Source organism: Phyllobacterium sp. CCNWLW109 (assembly GCF_037203905.1).
In the GTDB taxonomy this organism is placed as follows: domain Bacteria; phylum Pseudomonadota; class Alphaproteobacteria; order Rhizobiales; family Rhizobiaceae; genus Phyllobacterium; species Phyllobacterium ifriqiyense.
The window spans coordinates 544845-564357 of sequence record NZ_JBBCBK010000003.1 but is presented as its reverse complement, the minus strand read 5'-3'; the positions used below and the strand labels follow the sequence as shown (position 1 = coordinate 564357).

20 protein-coding genes and 1 pseudogene are annotated in these 19513 nt (G+C 54.6%); 7 read left to right on the top strand and 14 right to left on the bottom strand.

From position 1 onward, the window contains the following. Nucleotides 1-21 precede the first annotated feature (21 nt). The 5 genes and pseudogenes from V9K92_RS13265 to tesB form a co-directional block, all read right to left on the bottom strand. The gene (locus V9K92_RS13265) at nt 22-2652 is read right to left on the bottom strand and encodes a DNA translocase FtsK (RefSeq protein WP_336440369.1); all 2631 of its coding nucleotides are present in this window, start codon (nt 2650-2652) and stop codon (nt 22-24) included. A gap of 264 nt (nt 2653-2916) precedes the next feature. Further along, a pseudogene (locus V9K92_RS13260) lies at nt 2917-3183 on the bottom strand (GIY-YIG nuclease family protein); the annotation flags it as partial. A 117-nt stretch (nt 3184-3300) separates the two neighbouring features. Beyond that, nucleotides 3301-4677: an ammonium transporter gene (locus V9K92_RS13255; RefSeq protein WP_115054409.1), complete on the bottom strand. Its 1377-nt coding sequence runs from the start codon at nt 4675-4677 to the stop codon at nt 3301-3303. Between the two features lie 25 nt (nt 4678-4702). Next, nucleotides 4703-5041 (bottom strand): P-II family nitrogen regulator, encoded by a 339-nt coding sequence (locus V9K92_RS13250; RefSeq protein WP_008122182.1) that lies wholly within the window; start codon nt 5039-5041, stop codon nt 4703-4705. A gap of 253 nt (nt 5042-5294) precedes the next feature. After that, on the bottom strand, nt 5295-6179 hold the full coding sequence (gene tesB, locus V9K92_RS13245; RefSeq protein WP_115054410.1) for an acyl-CoA thioesterase II: 885 nt from the start codon (nt 6177-6179) through the stop codon (nt 5295-5297). A gap of 84 nt (nt 6180-6263) precedes the next feature. On the opposite strand from tesB, the gene V9K92_RS13240 reads away from it, so the two are divergent. Then, nucleotides 6264-7487 (top strand): ubiquinone biosynthesis hydroxylase, encoded by a 1224-nt coding sequence (locus tag V9K92_RS13240; RefSeq protein WP_337354195.1) that lies wholly within the window; start codon nt 6264-6266, stop codon nt 7485-7487. A gap of 21 nt (nt 7488-7508) precedes the next feature. Here the strand turns inward: V9K92_RS13240 and V9K92_RS13235 are convergent, their stop codons facing one another. Both V9K92_RS13235 and V9K92_RS13230 read right to left on the bottom strand, forming a co-directional pair. Next, nucleotides 7509-8549: an aldo/keto reductase gene (locus V9K92_RS13235; RefSeq protein ID WP_336440368.1), complete on the bottom strand. Its 1041-nt coding sequence runs from the start codon at nt 8547-8549 to the stop codon at nt 7509-7511. Between the two features lie 23 nt (nt 8550-8572). After that, a complete protein-coding gene (locus tag V9K92_RS13230) occupies nt 8573-9097 on the bottom strand; it encodes a hypothetical protein (protein ID WP_337354194.1) in 525 nt (174 codons plus the stop codon). A 158-nt stretch (nt 9098-9255) separates the two neighbouring features. Here V9K92_RS13230 and V9K92_RS13225 point away from each other — a divergent pair, with 158 nt between their 5' ends. After that, entirely contained in the window at nt 9256-9693 is a 438-nt protein-coding gene (locus V9K92_RS13225; protein WP_115054413.1) for an OsmC family protein, read from the top strand. A gap of 56 nt (nt 9694-9749) precedes the next feature. Here the strand turns inward: V9K92_RS13225 and V9K92_RS13220 are convergent, their stop codons facing one another. From V9K92_RS13220 to V9K92_RS13195, 6 genes are all read right to left on the bottom strand, one after another. Then, entirely contained in the window at nt 9750-10688 is a 939-nt protein-coding gene (locus V9K92_RS13220; RefSeq protein ID WP_336440366.1) for a nucleotidyltransferase domain-containing protein, read from the bottom strand. Further along, nucleotides 10616-11395, bottom strand: a complete 780-nt coding sequence (locus V9K92_RS13215) for a succinate dehydrogenase iron-sulfur subunit (RefSeq protein ID WP_115054414.1) — start codon at nt 11393-11395, stop codon at nt 10616-10618. The genes V9K92_RS13220 and V9K92_RS13215 overlap by 73 nt, the downstream gene beginning before the upstream one ends. A 15-nt stretch (nt 11396-11410) precedes the next feature. Continuing rightward, nucleotides 11411-13243, bottom strand: a complete 1833-nt coding sequence (gene sdhA / locus V9K92_RS13210) for a succinate dehydrogenase flavoprotein subunit (RefSeq protein ID WP_115054415.1) — start codon at nt 13241-13243, stop codon at nt 11411-11413. A gap of 8 nt (nt 13244-13251) precedes the next feature. After that, a complete protein-coding gene (gene sdhD / locus V9K92_RS13205; protein WP_115054416.1) occupies nt 13252-13635 on the bottom strand; it encodes a succinate dehydrogenase, hydrophobic membrane anchor protein in 384 nt (127 codons plus the stop codon). Nucleotides 13636-13647: 12 nt separating this feature from the next. After that, nucleotides 13648-14046: a succinate dehydrogenase, cytochrome b556 subunit gene (sdhC, locus tag V9K92_RS13200; protein WP_337354193.1), complete on the bottom strand. Its 399-nt coding sequence runs from the start codon at nt 14044-14046 to the stop codon at nt 13648-13650. Nucleotides 14047-14418: 372 nt separating this feature from the next. Continuing rightward, complete coding sequence (locus V9K92_RS13195) at nt 14419-14892, bottom strand: GNAT family N-acetyltransferase (RefSeq protein WP_115054418.1); 474 nt, start codon at nt 14890-14892, stop codon at nt 14419-14421. Nucleotides 14893-15028: 136 nt separating this feature from the next. On the opposite strand from V9K92_RS13195, the gene V9K92_RS13190 reads away from it, so the two are divergent. The 5 genes from V9K92_RS13190 (at nt 15029) to queF (ending at nt 17796) form a co-directional block, all read left to right on the top strand. Then, nucleotides 15029-15451 (top strand): hypothetical protein, encoded by a 423-nt coding sequence (locus V9K92_RS13190; protein ID WP_115054419.1) that lies wholly within the window; start codon nt 15029-15031, stop codon nt 15449-15451. 73 nt (nt 15452-15524) lie between these two features. Next, a complete protein-coding gene (gene queC, locus V9K92_RS13185; RefSeq protein ID WP_337354192.1) occupies nt 15525-16235 on the top strand; it encodes a 7-cyano-7-deazaguanine synthase QueC in 711 nt (236 codons plus the stop codon). Continuing rightward, nucleotides 16232-16885, top strand: coding sequence for a 7-carboxy-7-deazaguanine synthase (queE, locus tag V9K92_RS13180; protein ID WP_337354191.1), 654 nt, complete (start codon nt 16232-16234; stop codon nt 16883-16885). The genes queC and queE overlap by 4 nt, the downstream gene beginning before the upstream one ends. A 69-nt stretch (nt 16886-16954) precedes the next feature. Next, entirely contained in the window at nt 16955-17341 is a 387-nt protein-coding gene (locus V9K92_RS13175; RefSeq protein ID WP_115054422.1) for a 6-pyruvoyl trahydropterin synthase family protein, read from the top strand. Between the two features lie 23 nt (nt 17342-17364). After that, entirely contained in the window at nt 17365-17796 is a 432-nt protein-coding gene (gene queF / locus V9K92_RS13170) for a preQ(1) synthase (RefSeq protein ID WP_370878842.1), read from the top strand. A gap of 222 nt (nt 17797-18018) precedes the next feature. On the opposite strand, the gene leuC is transcribed toward queF, so the two are convergent. Continuing rightward, nucleotides 18019-19428 carry a 3-isopropylmalate dehydratase large subunit gene (gene leuC, locus V9K92_RS13165; protein ID WP_115054424.1) on the bottom strand — a complete coding sequence of 470 codons (1410 nt, stop codon included), beginning with the start codon at nt 19426-19428 and terminating at the stop codon, nt 18019-18021. Between the last annotated feature and the right edge of the window lie 85 nt (nt 19429-19513).

Below are 19513 nucleotides of genomic sequence, written 5' to 3'. Positions count from 1 at the left end.
AGTTTAATGCCTTTTTGCCTGTTAAAAATCATCATCCTGTGTTGGTACGAGAATCTCACGCTTGCCCGCATGATTGGCCGGGCCGACAAGCCCCTCCTCTTCCATGCGTTCAATAATCGAAGCAGCACGATTATAGCCGATGCCAAGACGGCGCTGGATATAGCTGGTCGAAGCCTTTTTATCGCGCAGCACGACCGCAACGGCCTGATCATAGGGGTCATCGGAATCCTCAAGATTGGACGTTCCTGCAGGTCCTGCCCCGCCATCGTCCTCATCATCTTCCTCGGTGATCGAATCAAGATATTCCGGCACGCCCTGTAATTTGAGGTGCTGAACGATTTTCTCAACTTCATCGTCACCAACGAATGGTCCATGCACGCGCTGAATGCGTCCCCCACCAGCCATGTAGAGCATGTCGCCCATGCCAAGCAGCTGCTCGCCGCCCTGCTCGCCAAGGATGGTGCGCGAATCGATCTTGGAGGTAACCTGGAAGGAGATACGCGTCGGGAAGTTGGCCTTGATCGTACCCGTGATAACATCGACTGACGGACGCTGCGTCGCCATGATCACATGAATACCGGCGGCACGCGCCATCTGCGCCAGACGTTGCACGGCACCTTCAATATCCTTGCCGGCAACCATCATGAGGTCGGCCATTTCGTCGATGATGACCACAATATAGGGCATCGCGGTCAGATCGAGTTCTTCGGTCTCATAGACTGCCTCGCCGGTGGCGCGGTCAAACCCGGTCTGCACTGTGCGGGCAATACGCTCCCCCTTCTGCCGGGCTTGCTCAACGCGCTGGTTAAAGCCGTCAATATTGCGGACACCGACTTTCGACATTTTGCGATAGCGGTCTTCCATCTCCTTGACCGTCCATTTGAGCGCCACAACGGCTTTCTTGGGGTCGGTAACAACCGGAGTGAGCAGATGCGGAATGCCGTCATAGATGGAAAGTTCGAGCATTTTCGGATCAATCATGATCAGGCGGCATTGTTCCGGCGTCATCCGGTAGACCAAGGAGAGGATCATGGTATTGATGGCGACAGATTTACCCGAGCCTGTTGTACCAGCCACGAGCAAATGCGGCATCTTGGCAAGGTCTGCAATGACCGGCTCGCCATTGATGGTCTTGCCCAATGCCAGTGCAAGCTTGGTTTTGGTCTGCTCAAAATCGCGGCTGGCCAGCAGTTCGCGCAGATAAACCATTTCACGTGTCTGGTTGGGCAGCTCAATGCCGATAGCATTGCGGCCCGGAACAACGGCAACGCGAGCAGCGATCGCGCTCATGGAGCGGGCAATATCATCGGCAAGCGTGATGACGCGCGAGGATTTGATTCCAGGCGCTGGTTCCAGCTCATAAAGCGTGACAACCGGGCCAGGCCGGACGTGGATTATTTCGCCGCGTACACCGAAATCCTCCAGGACACCTTCAAGAAGACGCGCATTCTGTTCCAATGCCTCTTTGGAAAGGCTGGGGTTGCGCACGACATTCTTTGGTTCGCTGAGGAAATGCAGCGGTGGCATTTCAAAACCATCAGATTTGATAAGCGAGGCTTGCGCCTCGCGCTGAATGCGCGCTCCAGCCTTTGGAGCTGGCGCCGGGGTTGCGACGCGGGTCGCGGGCTTCGCTGACGGGCGAGCGGGGGCTGCCTGCGGTGCCCAGTCATCCACGGCCTCATCTTCGTCGCTGAAGGCCAAGGGATCAAAGCGGTCAGCTTGGCTGTCAAAATCATCATTGTCGATTTCAATCGACGGCGCTTCAATTTGCGGCGATGCGCTGTAAAAGCCTGGCTCGCGGCGTTCGCCATTATTGCTGACTTTTTGACGCGACACCGGAATGTCATCAAACCCATCATCATGGCGAGCGCCAATATTACGCGCGCTATTATAGATTCCGGCGCCCCTGCCGGAGAGACGGCGGAACAAGGCACGCGTACTGTAAAAGAAATGCGTGACAGCACCCAGAGCAAGCAAGCCTCCGCCTTCGCGCTCATCATCCTCATCCTCGTCATCGTCGAAGTCATCGGCTTCGGCCACGTGACGCGTTGTCTTTTTGGCAATGGCAGGCTCGCTGCCGCGATAGGTAAGACCGCTGGCAAAGGCAAATATCCATAAAGTAGGAACGGCAAGGACACCGACCAGGATCATGGCAAGGCCACCGCGCGGGAAAGTGCCCGTGAAAATAGCAGGAATCTTGAGAACCATATCTCCGAGAACGCCGCCAAGACCAATCGGCATTGGCCAGCTTTCGGGTATGGCAAAACAACCGGCCATGGCTGCAGCAAGCAGCGACGCGCAGAACCAGGCAACAGCGCGCCGCGCCATGCGGTCAACACCGCGACCGGTCATGAACAACCCGCCCCAGAACACGGCAGGCATCAGAGCAACAACGGTCGACAGGCCAAAAAACTGCATTCCAAGATCGGAGAACACTGCTCCAGCATAACCAAGGGCGTTTTGCGTGGGATTGGACGTGGCATGACTGAAGCTTGGATCAAGCACATTCCAAGTTGCCAGACTACCGACAGCCAAAGCGACAAGACAAAGGATCGCCAAGCCGATCAGAATATTTATCTGCCTGCGGAAAAGGCTGTAGAAGCCAGTCCTATCGTCATCGATGGCATAAGAGGCTGAATAACCTTGACGCATGAAATCCGGTCCCACGTGAGTCTATCCCTGTGGCTGTGCAATCCACGGAGCTGATTCCAAACTTACGGGGTGGATGGTTAAGGGGCTATTAACCATGGGCGAATGTCATGGAAATTGTCAGGTTAGCAGAGGATGCTAACGGAGACTTCGCCTCGCCCTGATCTTGGCATGCCCCTTTCTGTCATCCTCGGGCTTGACCCGAGGACCGATCTTGAATGCCCGTTTTCGATTTTGGATATTGAGAAGGTGCTTCGCTGATCTCTGCAAATCGTCCCAATTTGGATTGATTCCTTCAATCAATTCTATCTTCCATTGCCGGTACCAGCGTTTCAAGGATTTTTCCCGCTGAATTGCATCGACAATCCGGTCATGCTCTTCGTGCCAGACCAGACGCTTGCAGCCATATTTCCATGCAAATCCGGGAGTTCTGCGTTCACGATGATCGTAAACACGCGCGACGAGATCGGACGTCACACCGATGTACAGCGTTCCATATTTCTGGTTGGCAAGGATGTAGACATAGCCCGGCATGCAGTCTTCCGCGGGTAAGACTGCACATCAAGTTCGGGCGGGTAAATTCAACGAAGGTCTAACCTCAAAACAAAAGGCCCGGAAAACCGGGCCTTTCGAAATCCATGGGTGCAGCTATCAATTATGATAGGCAGCTTCACCATGTGAGGTGAGGTCGAGACCGATAGACTCGTTTTCGGCCGTTGGACGCAGGCCAACCAGCACGTCGACGATCTTGTAGAGGATGAACGAACCCACACCGCTCCATACGATGGTCACGGCAACTGCCTTGATCTGTACAAAGACCTGGCTGCCCATTGTTACGCCATCGGCGAAACCTGTGCCGCCAAGGGCCGCGCTGGTGAAGATACCAGTGCCGATAGCGCCGACGATACCGCCAATGCCATGCACGCCGAACACATCAAGGCTGTCATCATAACCGAGCTTCGGCTTGACCACTGCGACCATGTAGTAGCAGATCGCGCTGGCAATCGCGCCAAGGGCGATTGCGCCCACCGGTCCGATAGTACCCGCTGCTGGCGTGACTGCGACCAGACCGGCAACAATACCTGATGCTGCACCGAGCATGGATGCTGTCTTGCGAGCAAAGGCTTCAATGGCAACCCAAGCTACGATAGCACCGGCTGTTGCGGTGAAGGTATTGATCATGGCAAGCGCCGCTGTGCCATTGGCTTCGAGCGCCGAACCGGCATTGAAACCGAACCAGCCAACCCACAGAATTGCAGCACCGATCATGGTCAGCGGCATAGAGTGCGGAGCCATCATATCGCGGCCAAGACCTGCGCGCTTGCCGATGACAATAGCGCCGACCAGACCTGCAACACCCGCGTTGATGTGAACAACCGTACCGCCCGCGAAATCAAGAGCGCCCCAGCCGAAGATCAGGCCGTTTGCATCCCAGACCATATGCGCAATTGGGAAGTAAACGAAGGTAACCCAAAGCGCGACGAACAGGATGGTCGCCGAGAACTTGATACGCTCAGCAAAGGCACCGACGATAAGCGCCGGAGTGATACAAGCGAATGTCATCTGGAAGCAGATGAAAACCAACTCCGGAATCTGGACGCCATCGGTGAAGGTGGCAGCGGCAGAATCAGGGGTAACGCCGGCAAGGAAAATTTTGCCCAATCCGCCCCAATAAGGGCTGGTACTGCCGCCAAACGCAAAAGAATAACCATAGACAACCCAGATGATCATCACGACAGCCGTGATACCTGTGCACTGCATGAGCACTGACAAAACGTTTTTGGCGCGGACAAGACCGCCATAGAACAGGGCAAGACCCGGGAGGATCATGAACAGGACGAGGATTGTGGCAACCATCATCCAGGCGGTGTCGCCCTTGTTGATTGTCGCCACGGCTGCAGCTGCAGCTTCAGGAGCGGCGGGCGCTGCTTCCTGCGCAAAAGCGGCCAGCGAGCCGAATGCGGTCAAAGCCAGCGATCCCAGAAGGGAGCTGCCTGCCGCTTTGGTTAAACTGTTTGGAATTTTCATTATGCTCTCCTTGAACCCCAATAATTTACAGCGCTTCGGTGTCGGTCTCGCCCGTGCGGATACGGACGGCCTGCTCGATGCTGAGAACGAAAATCTTGCCGTCACCGATCTGGCCGGTCTTGGCGGCGGCAGTGATGGCTTCGACGGCGGTATCGACGAGATCGGATGCGACAGCGACTTCCACCTTCAGTTTGGGAAGAAAGCTGACGGCATATTCCGCGCCACGATAAATTTCGGTGTGCCCCTTTTGGCGGCCGTAACCCTTCACCTCAGTGACGGTCAGGCCCTGGATGCCGACAGCGGTGAGTGCTTCGCGCACCTCGTCCAACTTGAACGGCTTGATGATGGCCATCACAATTTTCATTGACTATACCCCTGCGCTTTGCGCGGTGCCCCTCAGATGGAATTATCTGAACTCTCAGCAACCGCGTTGAACCCATCGCCTCTGGCCATAGGCCATTGGTGACTGCTCAGGAGTATTCAAGTTCCGTGCCAGATTCGAAAAATACTTCTAATATACTGAAATCAAAAAGATATTTTTTAAGTTCGGCTTACAATATCAGTGCAATGCAGCAATATGCCTAAAATTTAGGCGATTAGCAGGTGGCGATCAGAGTTCACTCCGTACTATGCACACGAATTAGGCCTTCCTGTGCGGTAGAGGCGATTAAAGTGCCGTCACGGCTATAAAGTGCGCCACGATTGAAGCCCCTGGCGCCCGATGTACTGGGACTATCTGCGGTATAGAGCATCCAGTCATCGAAACTGAAGGGCCTGTGAAACCACATGGCGTGGTCGAGGCTGGCAACCTGCAGATCCCGATCAAAAATATTACGGCCATGCGCGTAAAGCGACGTATCGAGCAGCGTCATGTCTGAAAGATAGGCAAGAACTGCTGCCTGGATCGCACGATCCTCCGGCACGGGACCGGTGGCCTTTATCCACACGCTCTGCTCGGGCGGGAGCTTATCGCGGGTCAGATAATGCCGAAGCGAAAGCGGCTTGATCTCGATGGGCCGGTCCTGCTCCCAATATTGCCGGATAATCTTGGGAGCGTTCTGGAGATATTGCTCCTTCATATCTTTGTCAGAGATGAGATTTTCCGGTTCGGGAACATCCAACGGTTTCGGCTTTTGGTGCTCGAGTCCTTCCTCCTCGATCTGGAATGAGGCTTCCAGAGAGAAGATGGCATGGCCGTGCTGGATTGCCACAACGCGCCGTGTGGTAAAGCTCGAACCATCGCGGATACGGTCGACCTCGTAGATAATCGGCACTTTGGGATCGCCCGCCCGCATGAAATAACCATGCAGGGAGTGTACGTGCCGGAGCGGGTCTACTGTCCGCTGTGCCGCAACAAGCGCCTGTCCGATAACCTGGCCGCCAAAAACGCGCTGCCAGCCCACCTGGGGGCTGCGACCTCGAAACAGGTTGTGTTCAAGCGTCTCAAGGTCGAGTATGGACAGAAGCTCGGTCATAGCTGTTGACTTGGGTGCTTCGGACATGATCGGACATCTCCAGTTCGTCTGTTTCATCGCTTGCAACAGGAACAGCCCGACAAGTCAAGTATTCACCATCCGGAGGCAATCATGGACGCAACCCGCACAGACATTATTATCGCCGGAGCAGGTTATGTCGGCATGGCCACTGCTGTCGCGCTGAAGTCTTCTGCACCGCATCTCGGGGTGACCGTTATCGATGCAGCCCCCGCTGGCGTCTGGCGTAATGATACACGTGCATCGGCTATCGCGGCGGCGGCGAGCCGCATGCTGGACAAGCTTGGATGCTGGCAGAGTATCCTGCCGGAGGCTCAACCGATCAATGAGATGGTCGTGACGGACTCACGCACCGCCGATCCAGTTCGGCCCGTATTCCTGACCTTTGATGGCGAGATTGAACCGGGAGAGCCATTTGCGCATATGGTAGAAAACCGGCTTCTGAATGCTTCGCTACGAGAAAAGGCCGACAAGCTGGGCATTGTATTTATCGAAGGCGCGCCGGTGCATGGCTTTGAGCAAGGTGATAACGGTCTGACGGTCCGCTATGGCGATGAAGAATCATTGCAGGCACGGCTGCTGATTGCGGCGGATGGCGTGAAATCACGCCTGCGCGATATGGCAGGCATCAAGACTGTCAATTGGGAATACGGCCAGTCCGGGATCGTGTGCACAGTCGCCCATGAGCGCCCGCACAATGGCCGCGCGGAAGAGCACTTCCTGCCCGCAGGCCCTTTCGCGGTGCTGCCGCTGAAAGGCAATCGCTCGTCGCTGGTCTGGACTGAGCGGACTGCGGATGCTGACCGGCTCGTCAAGGAAGATGAATTCGTATTTGATGCCGAACTCGAACAACGCTTCGGTTTGAAGCTTGGCGAATTGCGCGTGGAAGGTGCGCGCAAAGCTTTCCCGCTAAGCCTGACGCTGGCACGGGATTTCATCAAGCCCCGTTTCGCGCTTGTCGGTGATGCGGCCCATGGTATCCATCCCATCGCCGGTCAGGGCCTTAATCTCGGCTTCAAGGACGCCGCCGCCCTTGCCGAAACGATCGTCGATGCGGATCGGCTCGGCCTCGATATTGGCTCTATTGCAGTGCTGGAGCGCTACCAGACATGGCGCCGTTTCGATACGGTGCAGATGGGAGTAACCACGGACGTTCTCAACCGGCTCTTCTCCAACGACAATGTACCCATACGCGCCTTGCGTGATTTTGGTCTCGGCCTTGTCGAGCGCATGCCGCGGCTCAAGGGGTTCTTCATCCGCCAAGCCGCGGGATTGTCACCGACCGCCCCCAAACTGTTGCAGGGGCAGTCGATTTAACATTTGCACTACAGTCGCCGCCTAAAGCGGGCGCGGATATTTCCGGTAGATCGTTTCGATTTCAGCCAGAACTTCCGGCGAAAGCTTGAGATCGGCCGCAGCTATGTCGGTCTTCAGATGATCCATTGAAGTTGCTCCGATGATCACGGAAGTCATGAATGGCCGGGTGAGCGCGAAAGCAATGGCCATTTGTGCCACGTCAAGGCCGTGTTTCCGCGCCAGTTCCACATAGGCGCGCACCGCTGGCTCGGAATGCTCATTATTGCGCCAGAGCCCGCCGGTCTGGATCGCACCGCGTGTACCCGCCGGAATTTTTCCATCCAGATATTTGCCGGTGAGCACACCTGAAGCGAGCGATGAATAGGCCAATAGGCCCACATCCTCATGGTGACTGAGTTCGGCAAGGTCGAGATCGAACACGCGCTGGATCAGACTGTATTCGTTCTGCACGGAGACAACACGCGGCAAGTCGCTGCGCTCCGCAAGTTTCAGCCATTGACCGATACCCCAAGCGGTTTCATTCGAAAGGCCGATCTGCCTGATCTTGCCTTCCTTGACCATATCGCCAAGACCAAGCAGTGCATCTTCGATCTGATCGAGAACCTCCGTCTGGTTTTGGGTATGCGGCGCGTACTTCCATGCTGTACCGAAATGATAATGGCCGCGCGCGGCGTAATGCACCTGATAAAGATCGATATAATCGGTCTGCAGTCGTTTCAGGCTGCCTTCCACCGCTTCGCGCACACTAGCGCGGCTTGGCTTGTTGCCTTCACGAATCCAGCTATTGCCGCCACCCGAAATCTTCGTCGCCAGAACAAAGCGATCACGCTTGCCGGTCTTCTTGAACCAGCTGCCAATATATGACTCGGTTTTACCATAGGTTTCGGGACTGGACGGAATCGCATAGACTTCCGCCGTATCCATGAAATTGACGCCCGCATCCAGAGCATAATCGATCTGGTTGTGCGCATCGGCTTCAGTGTTCTGTACACCCCAGGTCATGGTGCCGAGGCAGATTTCCGTGACGTCAATATCCGTCCGGCCAAGTTTCTTCAGTTTCAAGGGAAGTTTCCTATCTCGATTGATCAGTCGACCTCAAGGCCAAGCTTTTGTTTGAGCTTCTTGACACGCTGACCGTAAGTGGGAGGAACGGTGACAGCAGCCGCAGCTTTGCCTACCATATCAATCAATTCAAGCTTTTCCATATCGTTTAACCTCTGCCGCAAAAGTGGCGAGGTCTTTTCGATGACGGTGACCGCATCATCGATCTGGCTTGAAGCCCATTTTGCATAGATCACGGCCTCATCTGCCTTGGCAGGATCGCAAATATCGATAATCACATTCCGGACGGCTTCGTAGTGTTTTTCTGTGATCGGAGTATCTTCACAAACAATGGCGAAGATGAGCGTTGCCGCAGCAAGAACCGGATCCTCAATCGCCGTCAACGGCGAGTGTTCATGCTGAATGCGTATCTTTCTGCGACGCAGATAGCCACGCGCCTTTCCGGCAGTATCAATGACATCACTTGCTGCGTCACCCAAGGTGCGCATACGATACCACCAGAAAAGACCGCCCCCGACAATTCCAAGCAAAGCCAGAAGAATATGCATTTACAAGATCCCGTTTGATTTTTTCGTTCTACAGGGAGGATATCCGTTTGTATATTATGCCAAGGTAGGGCCGCCATGGATTTGATACGGAACACTGATAGATATTACACGTTAACGGACGTACACCGATTACATATCTCAACGAGGGAGAGACACTCATGGACAGACAAGCAACGGCAATTTGGCAGGGCGCGCTGAAAGACGGTAAAGGAACGCTGGACACGCAAAGTGGTGCCCTGAAAGCTCTTCCCTATAATTTCAAGGCGCGCTTCGAAGATGAAAGCGGCAAATCAGGCACTAATCCGGAAGAATTGCTTGCTGCTGCCCATGCCGGCTGCTTTGCCATGCAGCTTTCGCATTTTCTGGCTGAGAACGGCACACCGGCCGCCAACCTCGATGCCAAAGCAGTTGTTTCCATCAGCCCTGCAGCGGGCGGTGGCTTTGAGATCACCAAAAGCGCCTTGACGCTTGTCGGCGATGTTCCCGGCATTGACGCCGATACATTTGCAAAGCTTGCCGGTCAGGCCAAGGCAACGTGCCCGCTTTCAAAAGCGCTCGGTGCAATTGAAGTTACGCTGGACGCCAAGCTGGCGTAACCGAAACATTTGGCATCCATATATCCTCGGGAGGGCCCGAGGATATAGAGCAGATTTTATCTGGCAATTGATGGAGAGATCGAGAGCTTTCTCTTGGGCTCTGTGGTCAATTCTGAGAATAGTGCAACTTCATTCGTATAAAACTCTTGAGCTACTGCAAACCTGGTCGAGTTCTTTCGAGTTACCTTTTCTTCAAGGCGCGGCATATTCAGTTCGTGGAATCCATATCGCGATTCCAGATATAATTTCAGGGCTGCTGGAACCGAGCCGAGGCCCATTTCACGGGTCAGCTTCTTTTTCTCAATCAAATCCAGAATATCCAACTTAGCCTTTTCATCAATTTTCAAATCCGAAAGGCATTCGATTATATTCATTGGCGGCAAACGTTGGAAATCGTGTTGGGCCATCCAGTCCAAAGCAACAATCGGTCGTATGAGATAGAATAATTTTTTAAGTTTTACTTCTAATCCCAAACTACCCACGCGAGACAGATGAGAACGCGCAAGGCCAAGATAGTGGCGTGAAACTTTTTCGGGCTCGATAATTTCGTCCAGAACAGCCAGCAAGCGTTTGCGAAATCTCTCATCCTGTTGATAAGTAATTGGTGATTTCGCCCACTCCGCAACGACCGCATTGCCAGCAAAAGCAAGTAATAGAGCCTTCTTCAGGTCCCATCCGCCTGTGTCTATCTCACCAACGATAGGAAACTCGATAACATCCCGTGCCATTTCGAGTTGCAGATGATCTCGCACAGACCGGATATATATGAATCGGCAATCATAATCGCTGTCTGGTGAGGGAAAACCCCAAGCCCGGCTTCCGCTCTCGATAGCCAAGGGTATACTTACGCCGGTGGCCTCAATGTCAGATAGGCGCTGCCGAATTCCGGCAACAGCCTCTTGCGAAAAGCCGGAGGGTAGACTCAAACCCGGCGCTCCACCATCATCTTCTTGATTTCGGCAATTGCCTTGGCAGGGTTCAGACCCTTCGGGCATGTTTGCGCGCAGTTCATGATCGTGTGGCAGCGATAAAGCCGGAAAGGATCTTCCAGATTGTCCAGGCGTTCGCCTGTTGCCTCGTCACGGCTGTCAATCAGCCAGCGATAGGCTTGCAGGAGAACCGCAGGGCCGAGATAGCGGTCGCCATTCCACCAATAGCTTGGGCAGGATGTCGAGCAGCATGCGCAAAGGATGCATTCGTAAAGACCGTCCAGCTTGGCGCGGTCTTCATGGCTTTGCAGCCATTCTTTTGCAGGCTCCGGCGAAACGGTTTTCAGCCAAGGCTCAATCGAGCGGTGTTGCGCATAGAAATTCGACAGGTCCGGCACCAGATCCTTGACCACCGGCAAGTGCGGCAAAGGATAAATCTTCACTGCGCCTTTGATCTCATCCATACCCTTGGTGCAGGCGAGTGTGTTTGTACCATCAATATTCATGGCACATGAGCCGCAAATGCCTTCACGGCAGGAGCGGCGCAAAGTTAGCGTCGGATCGATCTTGTTCTTGATCCATAACAGCCCATCAAGAACCATCGGGCCGCAATCATCCAGATCGACATAATATGTATCGATGCGCGGGTTTTCACCATCATCCGGCGACCAGCGGTAAATCCGGTATTCGCGCAAATTATTGGCACCGGCCGGACGCTCCCAGGTCTTGCCGGGCTGCATCTTCGAATTTTTGGGAAGTGCAAGTTCAACCATAATGCTCTTATTCCCTTAGTACACGCGCGCTTTTGGCGCGATCTTGGCGAGGCTGATGCCGCCGTCCTCTTCCTTGACCAGCGGATCAAGGTGGACAGGACGATAGCCGAGCGTAACTTTGCCCTCAGGCGTCAGCCATGCAAGACTGTGCTTGCGCCAGTTGACATCATCGCGGTTCGGAAAATCCTCATGCGCATGCGCGCCGCGGCTTTCCTTGCGGGCTTCCGCAGCAACAACTGTGGTCAGAGCATTGGCCATAAGGTTTTCCAGCTCCAGCGTTTCCACCAGATCGGAATTCCAGATCATCGACCTATCGGTCACCTTCACGTCAGGCAACTCGCTCCAGATTTTCTCCATGCGGATGACGCCGGACTTCAGCGAGTCCGATGTGCGGAACACAGCAGCATCTTCCTGCATTGTCCTTTGCATCTTCTCGCGCAGCACAGCCGTTGGCGTTCCGCCATTGGCATGACGCAGCCGGTCAAAGCGATCCATGATCTTCGTGACCGAGGCCTCGTTTATTTCCGGGATTTTTGAATTGCGGTCGATCACCTGACCGGCGCGAATGGCAGCGGCACGACCGAACACAACCAGATCGATCAGCGAATTGGAGCCGAGCCGATTGGCACCATGAACCGAAGCGCAACCGGCCTCGCCCACAGCCATCAGACCGGGCTGGATGCGATCCGGATTTTCCGGCGTCGGATTGAGCGCCTCTCCCCAATAATTGGTGGGAATCCCGCCCATGTTGTAATGAACCGTCGGCAGAACCGGAATGGGTTCGCGGGTCAGGTCGACACCGGCGAAAATCTTTGCCGATTCGGAAATGCCGGGCAGACGCTCGTGCAGAACCGCAGGGTCAAGATGATCCAGATGCAGGAAAATATGATCCTTGTCCTTGCCGACACCGCGACCTTCGCGAATTTCCAACGTCATGCAGCGGGAAACCACGTCGCGGGAAGCAAGATCCTTTGCGGAAGGGGCATAACGCTCCATGAAGCGCTCACCTTCGGAATTGACCAGATAGCCACCCTCGCCGCGCGCACCTTCAGTAATCAGGCAGCCGGCGCCATAAATGCCGGTCGGGTGAAACTGCACAAATTCCATGTCCTGCAAAGGCAAGCCAGCTCGGGCAACCATGCCGCCACCATCACCGGTGCAAGTATGCGCCGAGGTTGCGGAGAAATAAGAGCGGCCATAACCGCCTGTTGCCATGACCACCATCTTGGCGGCAAAGCGGTGAATTGTGCCGTCATCAAGGTTCCAAGCAACAACGCCAGTAATCGTGCCGTCTTCATCCTGAATGAGATCAAGCGCGAAATATTCGATGAAGAACTGCGCATTGTGGCGCAATGACTGGCCATAAAGCGTGTGCAGGATAGCATGGCCGGTGCGGTCTGCCGCAGCGCAAGTACGCTGCACGGGCGGACCGTCGCCATAATTCATCATATGGCCGCCAAATGGACGCTGGTAAATCTTGCCTTCTTCGGTACGGGAGAAAGGCACACCATAATGCTCAAGCTCATAAACCGCAGCTGGTGCCTCGCGGGCCAGATATTCCATGGCATCGGTATCGCCGAGCCAGTCGGAACCCTTGACGGTATCGAACATATGCCACTGCCAGGAGTCTGCACCCATATTGCTGAGCGAGGCGGCAATACCGCCCTGCGCCGCAACCGTATGGGAACGGGTCGGGAATACCTTGGTAATACAGGCTGTTTTCAAGCCCTGTTCGGCCATGCCAAGCGTAGCACGAAGACCGGCGCCGCCAGCACCGACGACGACCACATCGAACTTGTGGTCAACGAATGTGTAGGGCTTTGCGGCTTTGTTTTCTGTAGTTGCCATAATAGAGCTTAAACTCCGAAACTCAGCTTGAGGATCGCAAAGAGCGAAACAACACCGACTGCGATGGTGAAGAAGGTATTGAGCATGATGCAGGCGAGCTTTGCGCCTTCTGCATGCACATAGTCCTCAATAACGACCTGCATTCCAAGGCGCATATGGTAAAGGCCGGACAAAAGTACCAGAATGAGAACCAGCGCTGTCAGCGGATGTGAGAGTGCCGCGCGGGTTTCCTCAAAGCTTGCCCCATGCAGCGAAACAATCAGGCCGATGAAAAACAGCATCAGCGGAATGTTTGCGACTGCTGTCAGCCTTTGACGCCAGAAATGTTCGGTGCCTTCTTTCGCAGAACCCAATCCGCGAACTTTGGCAAGCGGCGTGCGCATATCAGCCATTGCTAAAGCTCCTCAACCCAGTGTGAATACGGCGACCCAGACAAGGGCCGTCAGCAGAACGGATGCAATGAGCGACGCCCATGCCATTTTCGTCGTGGTGTCTTTTTCCAGCCCACGCCCTGTATCCCAGATCAGATGGCGGATGCCGCCAATCATGTGATGAATGAGCGCCCAGGTGTAGCCAAGAAGCACCAGAAGGCCGATCCAGGAACCATAGACCATGGAAACAATATCGAACTGCTGTTCGCTCGTCGCGGTTGCGATCAACCACCAGGCAACCAGCAATGTACCGAAATAAAGCGCACAACCGGTAATACGGTGGACAATGGACATGACCATGGTCGGGATTGGTTTGTAGATTTGCAAGTGAGGCGACAAAGGCCGGTTTGCATGCAAATTTGTCTTGCTCATAGCGTCCCCAATGAGAAAAGCCACGCCATAGGGATGACAGAAAGGCGGGCAGGGCCGAAAGGCTGTTAAAGCCAATTTAGAAGGGTTTTAATGCGGTTTTTGCACTGCGTCAAAGCCCCATTCAAAACCCTCATGCGGCGAATTGGCCCGAATAGCAAGTCAATAAGGTTTTTCTATAAAATTCAATCGTTTAAACGCGGAAAATTGACGATCCGAAGGTCAGATTTACCAATCAAAATGCCGTTAAAAATAGTTGAGTGAGTCTATCCAGATTTACCCTAGCGCGGTTGAATTCAGCGCAATATGGGCAAGTTCATCTGCGACGATAAGAGTCGCTCACAGGTTGGAGCGACTCCATCCTCTATTTGCCGACTATTGATTGCCGAAGCGGATGACGAAGCTCGTCCAGTCCGCAGGCGCTGCAACCTGCTCGTATAGCTTGCGGCCATCCTCCGGCACACGCGGCGCATTGAGGGACAGCTTGGTCCAGCCGCGCTCTTCCGCCTTATCGGCAAGCACGTCGATCAACGCCTTGGCGATACCCTTGCCGCGATGATCATGATGTACATAAATATGGTCCACCTGCCCTGCCCGCATGCCTGAAACCGGTTCCGGAAGATCATAGAAAATAACGAACCCGACCAGCTTGCCATCCAGCCGCGCACCAGCAATCTCCGCGGCACGGTCGCGCAAGAGGTTTTCAGCATAGTAATCGTCCGGGCGGCGCGGTGCGCCACGCTTCAGCGCTTGCGCGTAGCTGGCAAGCAGTGGTGAAAATTCATGCGCATCGTTCAAATGCAGCAGGGATATATCAATGGCGTGTTCGTCTGGAGCTTTCTTGGTCATTGTCGCTTCCGTCCCTTTATTACTGCCTACCGTTGCCGGGGTGCTTCAGGATTGGTTGATTGTGCCGTTCGCGTCAACCTTAAGCCGGAATGAAAATCGATTTGAATCCATTCAGGCAGATGACAATCGTTAACAAATGGTTAAAGCTGATGTAACCGCCACCTGTCTTGAGGTCTGCTTCATGCTGCGCACATCACTTCTGGTCTTGTCCGTCCTGTCGGGTCTACCGGGTATCGCGTTTGCTGACGGCAATACCTATGGCGATGAATATGGCAATGTCATCATGCAGGAAGCGGGCGGTCCAAAGATCATCTTCGTCGGGTCAAGAGCGGCAAAGTCCGACGTGATCGGACGGGATGTGCGGCGCACAACACCTGTCTATAAACGCGCCAGCGGACCTTCTGTTATTTACCCTGCTGCCGATCCCCTGGTCGTGGGTGTCATACCTGCTCCCAATACGGGTTGCGATGCGCCGATTGTCATTCAGGGCCTGAGCTATCGTTACGGACTGGACCGGAACGAGATCGCAATCCTTGAACATCCCGGCTGCCCCGACTGATCTAAGGACAGATTTAATTTGCCTCAAATGCGCAGCGCCTGTATGGCACCCGCACATTTGAAAGGTATTGAATATGACTCAGCGCTCCGGGGGCGCCCTCGTTCTATTTTCCGGCGGACAGGATTCCGCCACCTGTCTGGCTTGGGCACTATCGCAGTTTGACCGCGTTGAAACTGTCGGCTTCGACTATGGCCAACGCCACAAAATTGAACTTGAGGTCCGCAAAGGATTCCGTGCGGCGCTGACCAAACAATTTCCCGAATGGACGTTGCGGCTTGGCGAGGACCATATGCTCGACGCCGGCATTATCGGTCAGCTGGGCGGCTCGGCCATGACTGAGAGCATTGCCATTGAAATGGCAGAAAATGGCCTGCCCAATACATTCGTTCCGGGACGCAATCTGCTTTTCTTTACACTGGCGGCGGCATTGGCCTATCGCCGCGGATTGCGGGTGATCGTCGGAGGCATGTGCGAAACCGATTATTCCGGCTACCCTGATTGCCGCGACGACACGCTGAAAGCCCAGCAAGTGGCTCTTTCGCTGGGGCTGGATCGCCGTATCACCATCGAAACACCCCTCATGTGGCTGGACAAGGCGCAGACATTTGCACTGGCCCAAGAACTTGGCGGCCGATCGCTGCTCGATCTGATCGTGGAGAAGAGCCATACCTGCTATCTCGGCGATAGAAGCAAGCGCCATGACTGGGGCTATGGTTGCGGCACATGTCCCGCCTGCGAGCTGCGATCAAGCGGCTGGCAAAAGTTCAAGGCGGAGGCCGCGTGACCTACGCTGTCAAGGAAATCTACCTGACTTTGCAAGGCGAAGGCAATCATACGGGCCGCGCAGCGGTATTCATGCGCTTTGCCGGATGCAATCTATGGTCTGGTCTCGAGCGGGATCGCAAAAAGGCGATCTGCCAGTTTTGCGATACGGATTTTATCGGCATTGATGGACCGGGCGGCGGCAAATTCAAAACTGCCGACGCGCTTGCCGATGCTGTTGCCGCCCAGTGGCCGCAAGGTGGCGGTGGCAAACCCTATGTCATATGCACAGGCGGTGAGCCTCTGCTGCAACTTGATAGCTCCCTCATCGACGCATTTCATGCACGGAGCTTTGAGGTCGGGATCGAGACCAATGGCACGCTGGCGGCACCAGAGGGCATTGACTGGATTTGCGTCTCGCCAAAAGCGGCAGCGCCGCTCGTCCAAACCAGCGGCAACGAGCTGAAACTGGTCTTCCCGCAAAAGGAAAGCGAGGCGCATCCTTCACGCTTCGAGCAGCTTTCCTTTGAGCATTTCTACCTTCAACCTCTTGACGTCATCGGTGATCCAGCGCAAACCGCCGCGCATGTGGCATCTGCAGCGGCCTATTGCCTCGCTCATCCGCTTTGGCGGCTGAGCACGCAGACACATAAGATGAACGGTCTTCCATAGGGCAAACCCTTTCGGTGCCGTGTTTGACTTTGCGGGCGCCTGTATTGCGCCAAGGCTAATGGAGCACTTATGAGAATCTTCAACGAATTTACGTTTGAGGCGGCACATCATTTGCCGCATGTTTTTCCTGACGGGCACGTCAATACGCGACTGCATGGACATAGTTTCCGCGTGCGTGTGACGCTTGAGGGAAAACCTGACAAAAGGACCGGTCTTATCGCCGACCTTGGACAGGTCGAGACCGCTTTCGGCACTGCCCGGGAAAAGCTGGACCATCGCTATCTGAACGAGATCGAAGGGCTCGAAACCCCAACTCTGGAAAACATCGCCATGTGGCTGTGGCGGCATTTCTATCCTGAGTTGCCGAGCCTTGCGCAGATCGGTGTCTATCGCGATACTTGCGGCGAAGGCTGCGAATATCAGGGTGAGTATGAAACGCGGAGGGTCGCAGCATGAGCCATTATGCAGAAAGCTCAACCATGTTGGGCAAGGATGTGAAGCTGCCGCAGCATCCCGATGAGGCAATTCTGGAAGCAGTTCCCAACCCGCAGGCCGGAACATTATTCCTCACACGTTTTGCCTGCCCGGAATTCACCTCGCTCTGCCCCGTGACGGGACAGCCGGATTTCGGTCATCTCGTCATCGATTATGCGCCGGGCGAAACATTGCTTGAGTCCAAATCGCTGAAACTGTTTTTGGGCAGTTTCCGCAATCATGGCGCGTTTCACGAGGATTGCACGGTAAGCATTGGCAAGCGCATTGTTGAGACGGTTAAGCCTCTGTGGCTGCGCATTGGCGGTTACTGGTATCCGCGCGGCGGCATTCCCATTGATGTCTTTTGGCAAACAGGGCCAATGCCGGAAGGTCTATGGCTGCCGGACCAAGGCGTACCGAGCTATCGGGGACGGTAGGATATAGAACCGGCGGCCAATGCCGATTATCTCTCCCCAATGTGGGAGAGAAAGGATTTTCTCGAATTTAGCCCCTTCGCTAAATTCTTAGAAAATCCAAGGGAGGGGAATGGTCTGGATTGTAACTCACTACCCCCTCTCTTGTGATTTCTAGCACTTAGCAAGCTAAGCTGCTGAAATCACATTCTCCCCCACAAGGGGGGAGATAGAAAGAACCTTGACTTACTTCCACTCACGAATATCGACAAAATGTCCGGCAATTGCAGCGGCGGCGGCCATTGCAGGCGACACGAGATGTGTGCGGCCCTTAAAGCCCTGACGGCCCTCAAAATTGCGGTTTGATGTCGATGCGCAACGCTCGCCCGGCTTAAGGCGATCATCATTCATCGCAAGGCACATGGAGCAGCCGGGCTCGCGCCAGTCAAATCCAGCTTCCTTGAAAATCTTGTCGAGGCCTTCGGCTTCCGCCATTTCCTTGACCAGACCGGAACCTGGCACAATCATCGCATCCACAGTTGGGCTGACCTTGCGGCCTTCGACAACCTTGGCGACAGCGCGAAGGTCTTCGATACGACCATTGGTGCATGAACCGATGAACACGCGATCAAGCTTGATATCAGTGATCGGAGTACCTGGCTTCAGGCCCATATAATCCAGAGCGCGCCATTTTGAGGAGCGCTTGGTTTCATCCGCAATATCGTCTGGGTTTGGAACAGCACCCATGACGGAGATGACGTCTTCCGGTGATGAGCCCCAGGAAACGATGGGCGGCAAATCAGCAGCATTCAGAACAACAACCTTGTCGAAATGCGCGCCCTCATCGCTCTGCAAAGTCTTCCAATATTCCACAGCACGATCAAACTGCTCGCCTTTGGGGGCGCGCGGCTTGTCTTTCACATAGGCGAATGTCGTCTCGTCAGGCGCAATCAGGCCAGCGCGTGCGCCACCCTCAATCGACATGTTGCAGATGGTCATACGACCTTCCATCGACAATGCGCGAATGGCTTCGCCAGCATATTCGATGACATAGCCCGTACCGCCGGCAGTGCCGATTTCGCCGATGATGGCTAGAATAATATCCTTGGCTGTCACACCCTCCGGAAGGACGCCATCAACACGCACCAGCATGTTCTTGGCTTTTGACTGAATCAGCGTTTGTGTGGCGAGCACGTGCTCGACTTCCGACGTGCCGATACCATGGGCCAATGCGCCAAACGCGCCATGGGTCGAAGTGTGGCTATCGCCACAGACGATGGTCATACCAGGCAGGGTGAAACCCTGTTCCGGCCCGATAATATGAACGATGCCCTGACGAATGTCTTTTTCCGAATAATATTCGACGCCGAAATCCGCAGCATTCTTCGCCAATGCTTCAACCTGAATGCGGCTTTCTTCATTCTTGATGCCGTTGATGCGATCCGGTGAGGTCGGAACATTATGATCGACCACGGCAAGCGTCTTTTCCGGATGGCGAACCTTGCGGCCGGTCAAGCGCAAACCTTCAAAGGCCTGCGGACTGGTAACTTCATGCACAAGGTGGCGATCAATATAGAGAAGGCACGTGCCGTCATCCTGACTGTCAACCAAATGGTCATCCCAGATCTTGTCATAAAGTGTGCGTGGCGCAATCATCGCGATATCCTGGCAGTGGGGTCTTTTCGATTATTTCGTGGACATATGCACTTGAGGCCTCTCAACGTCAAGAAACAAGCATGAA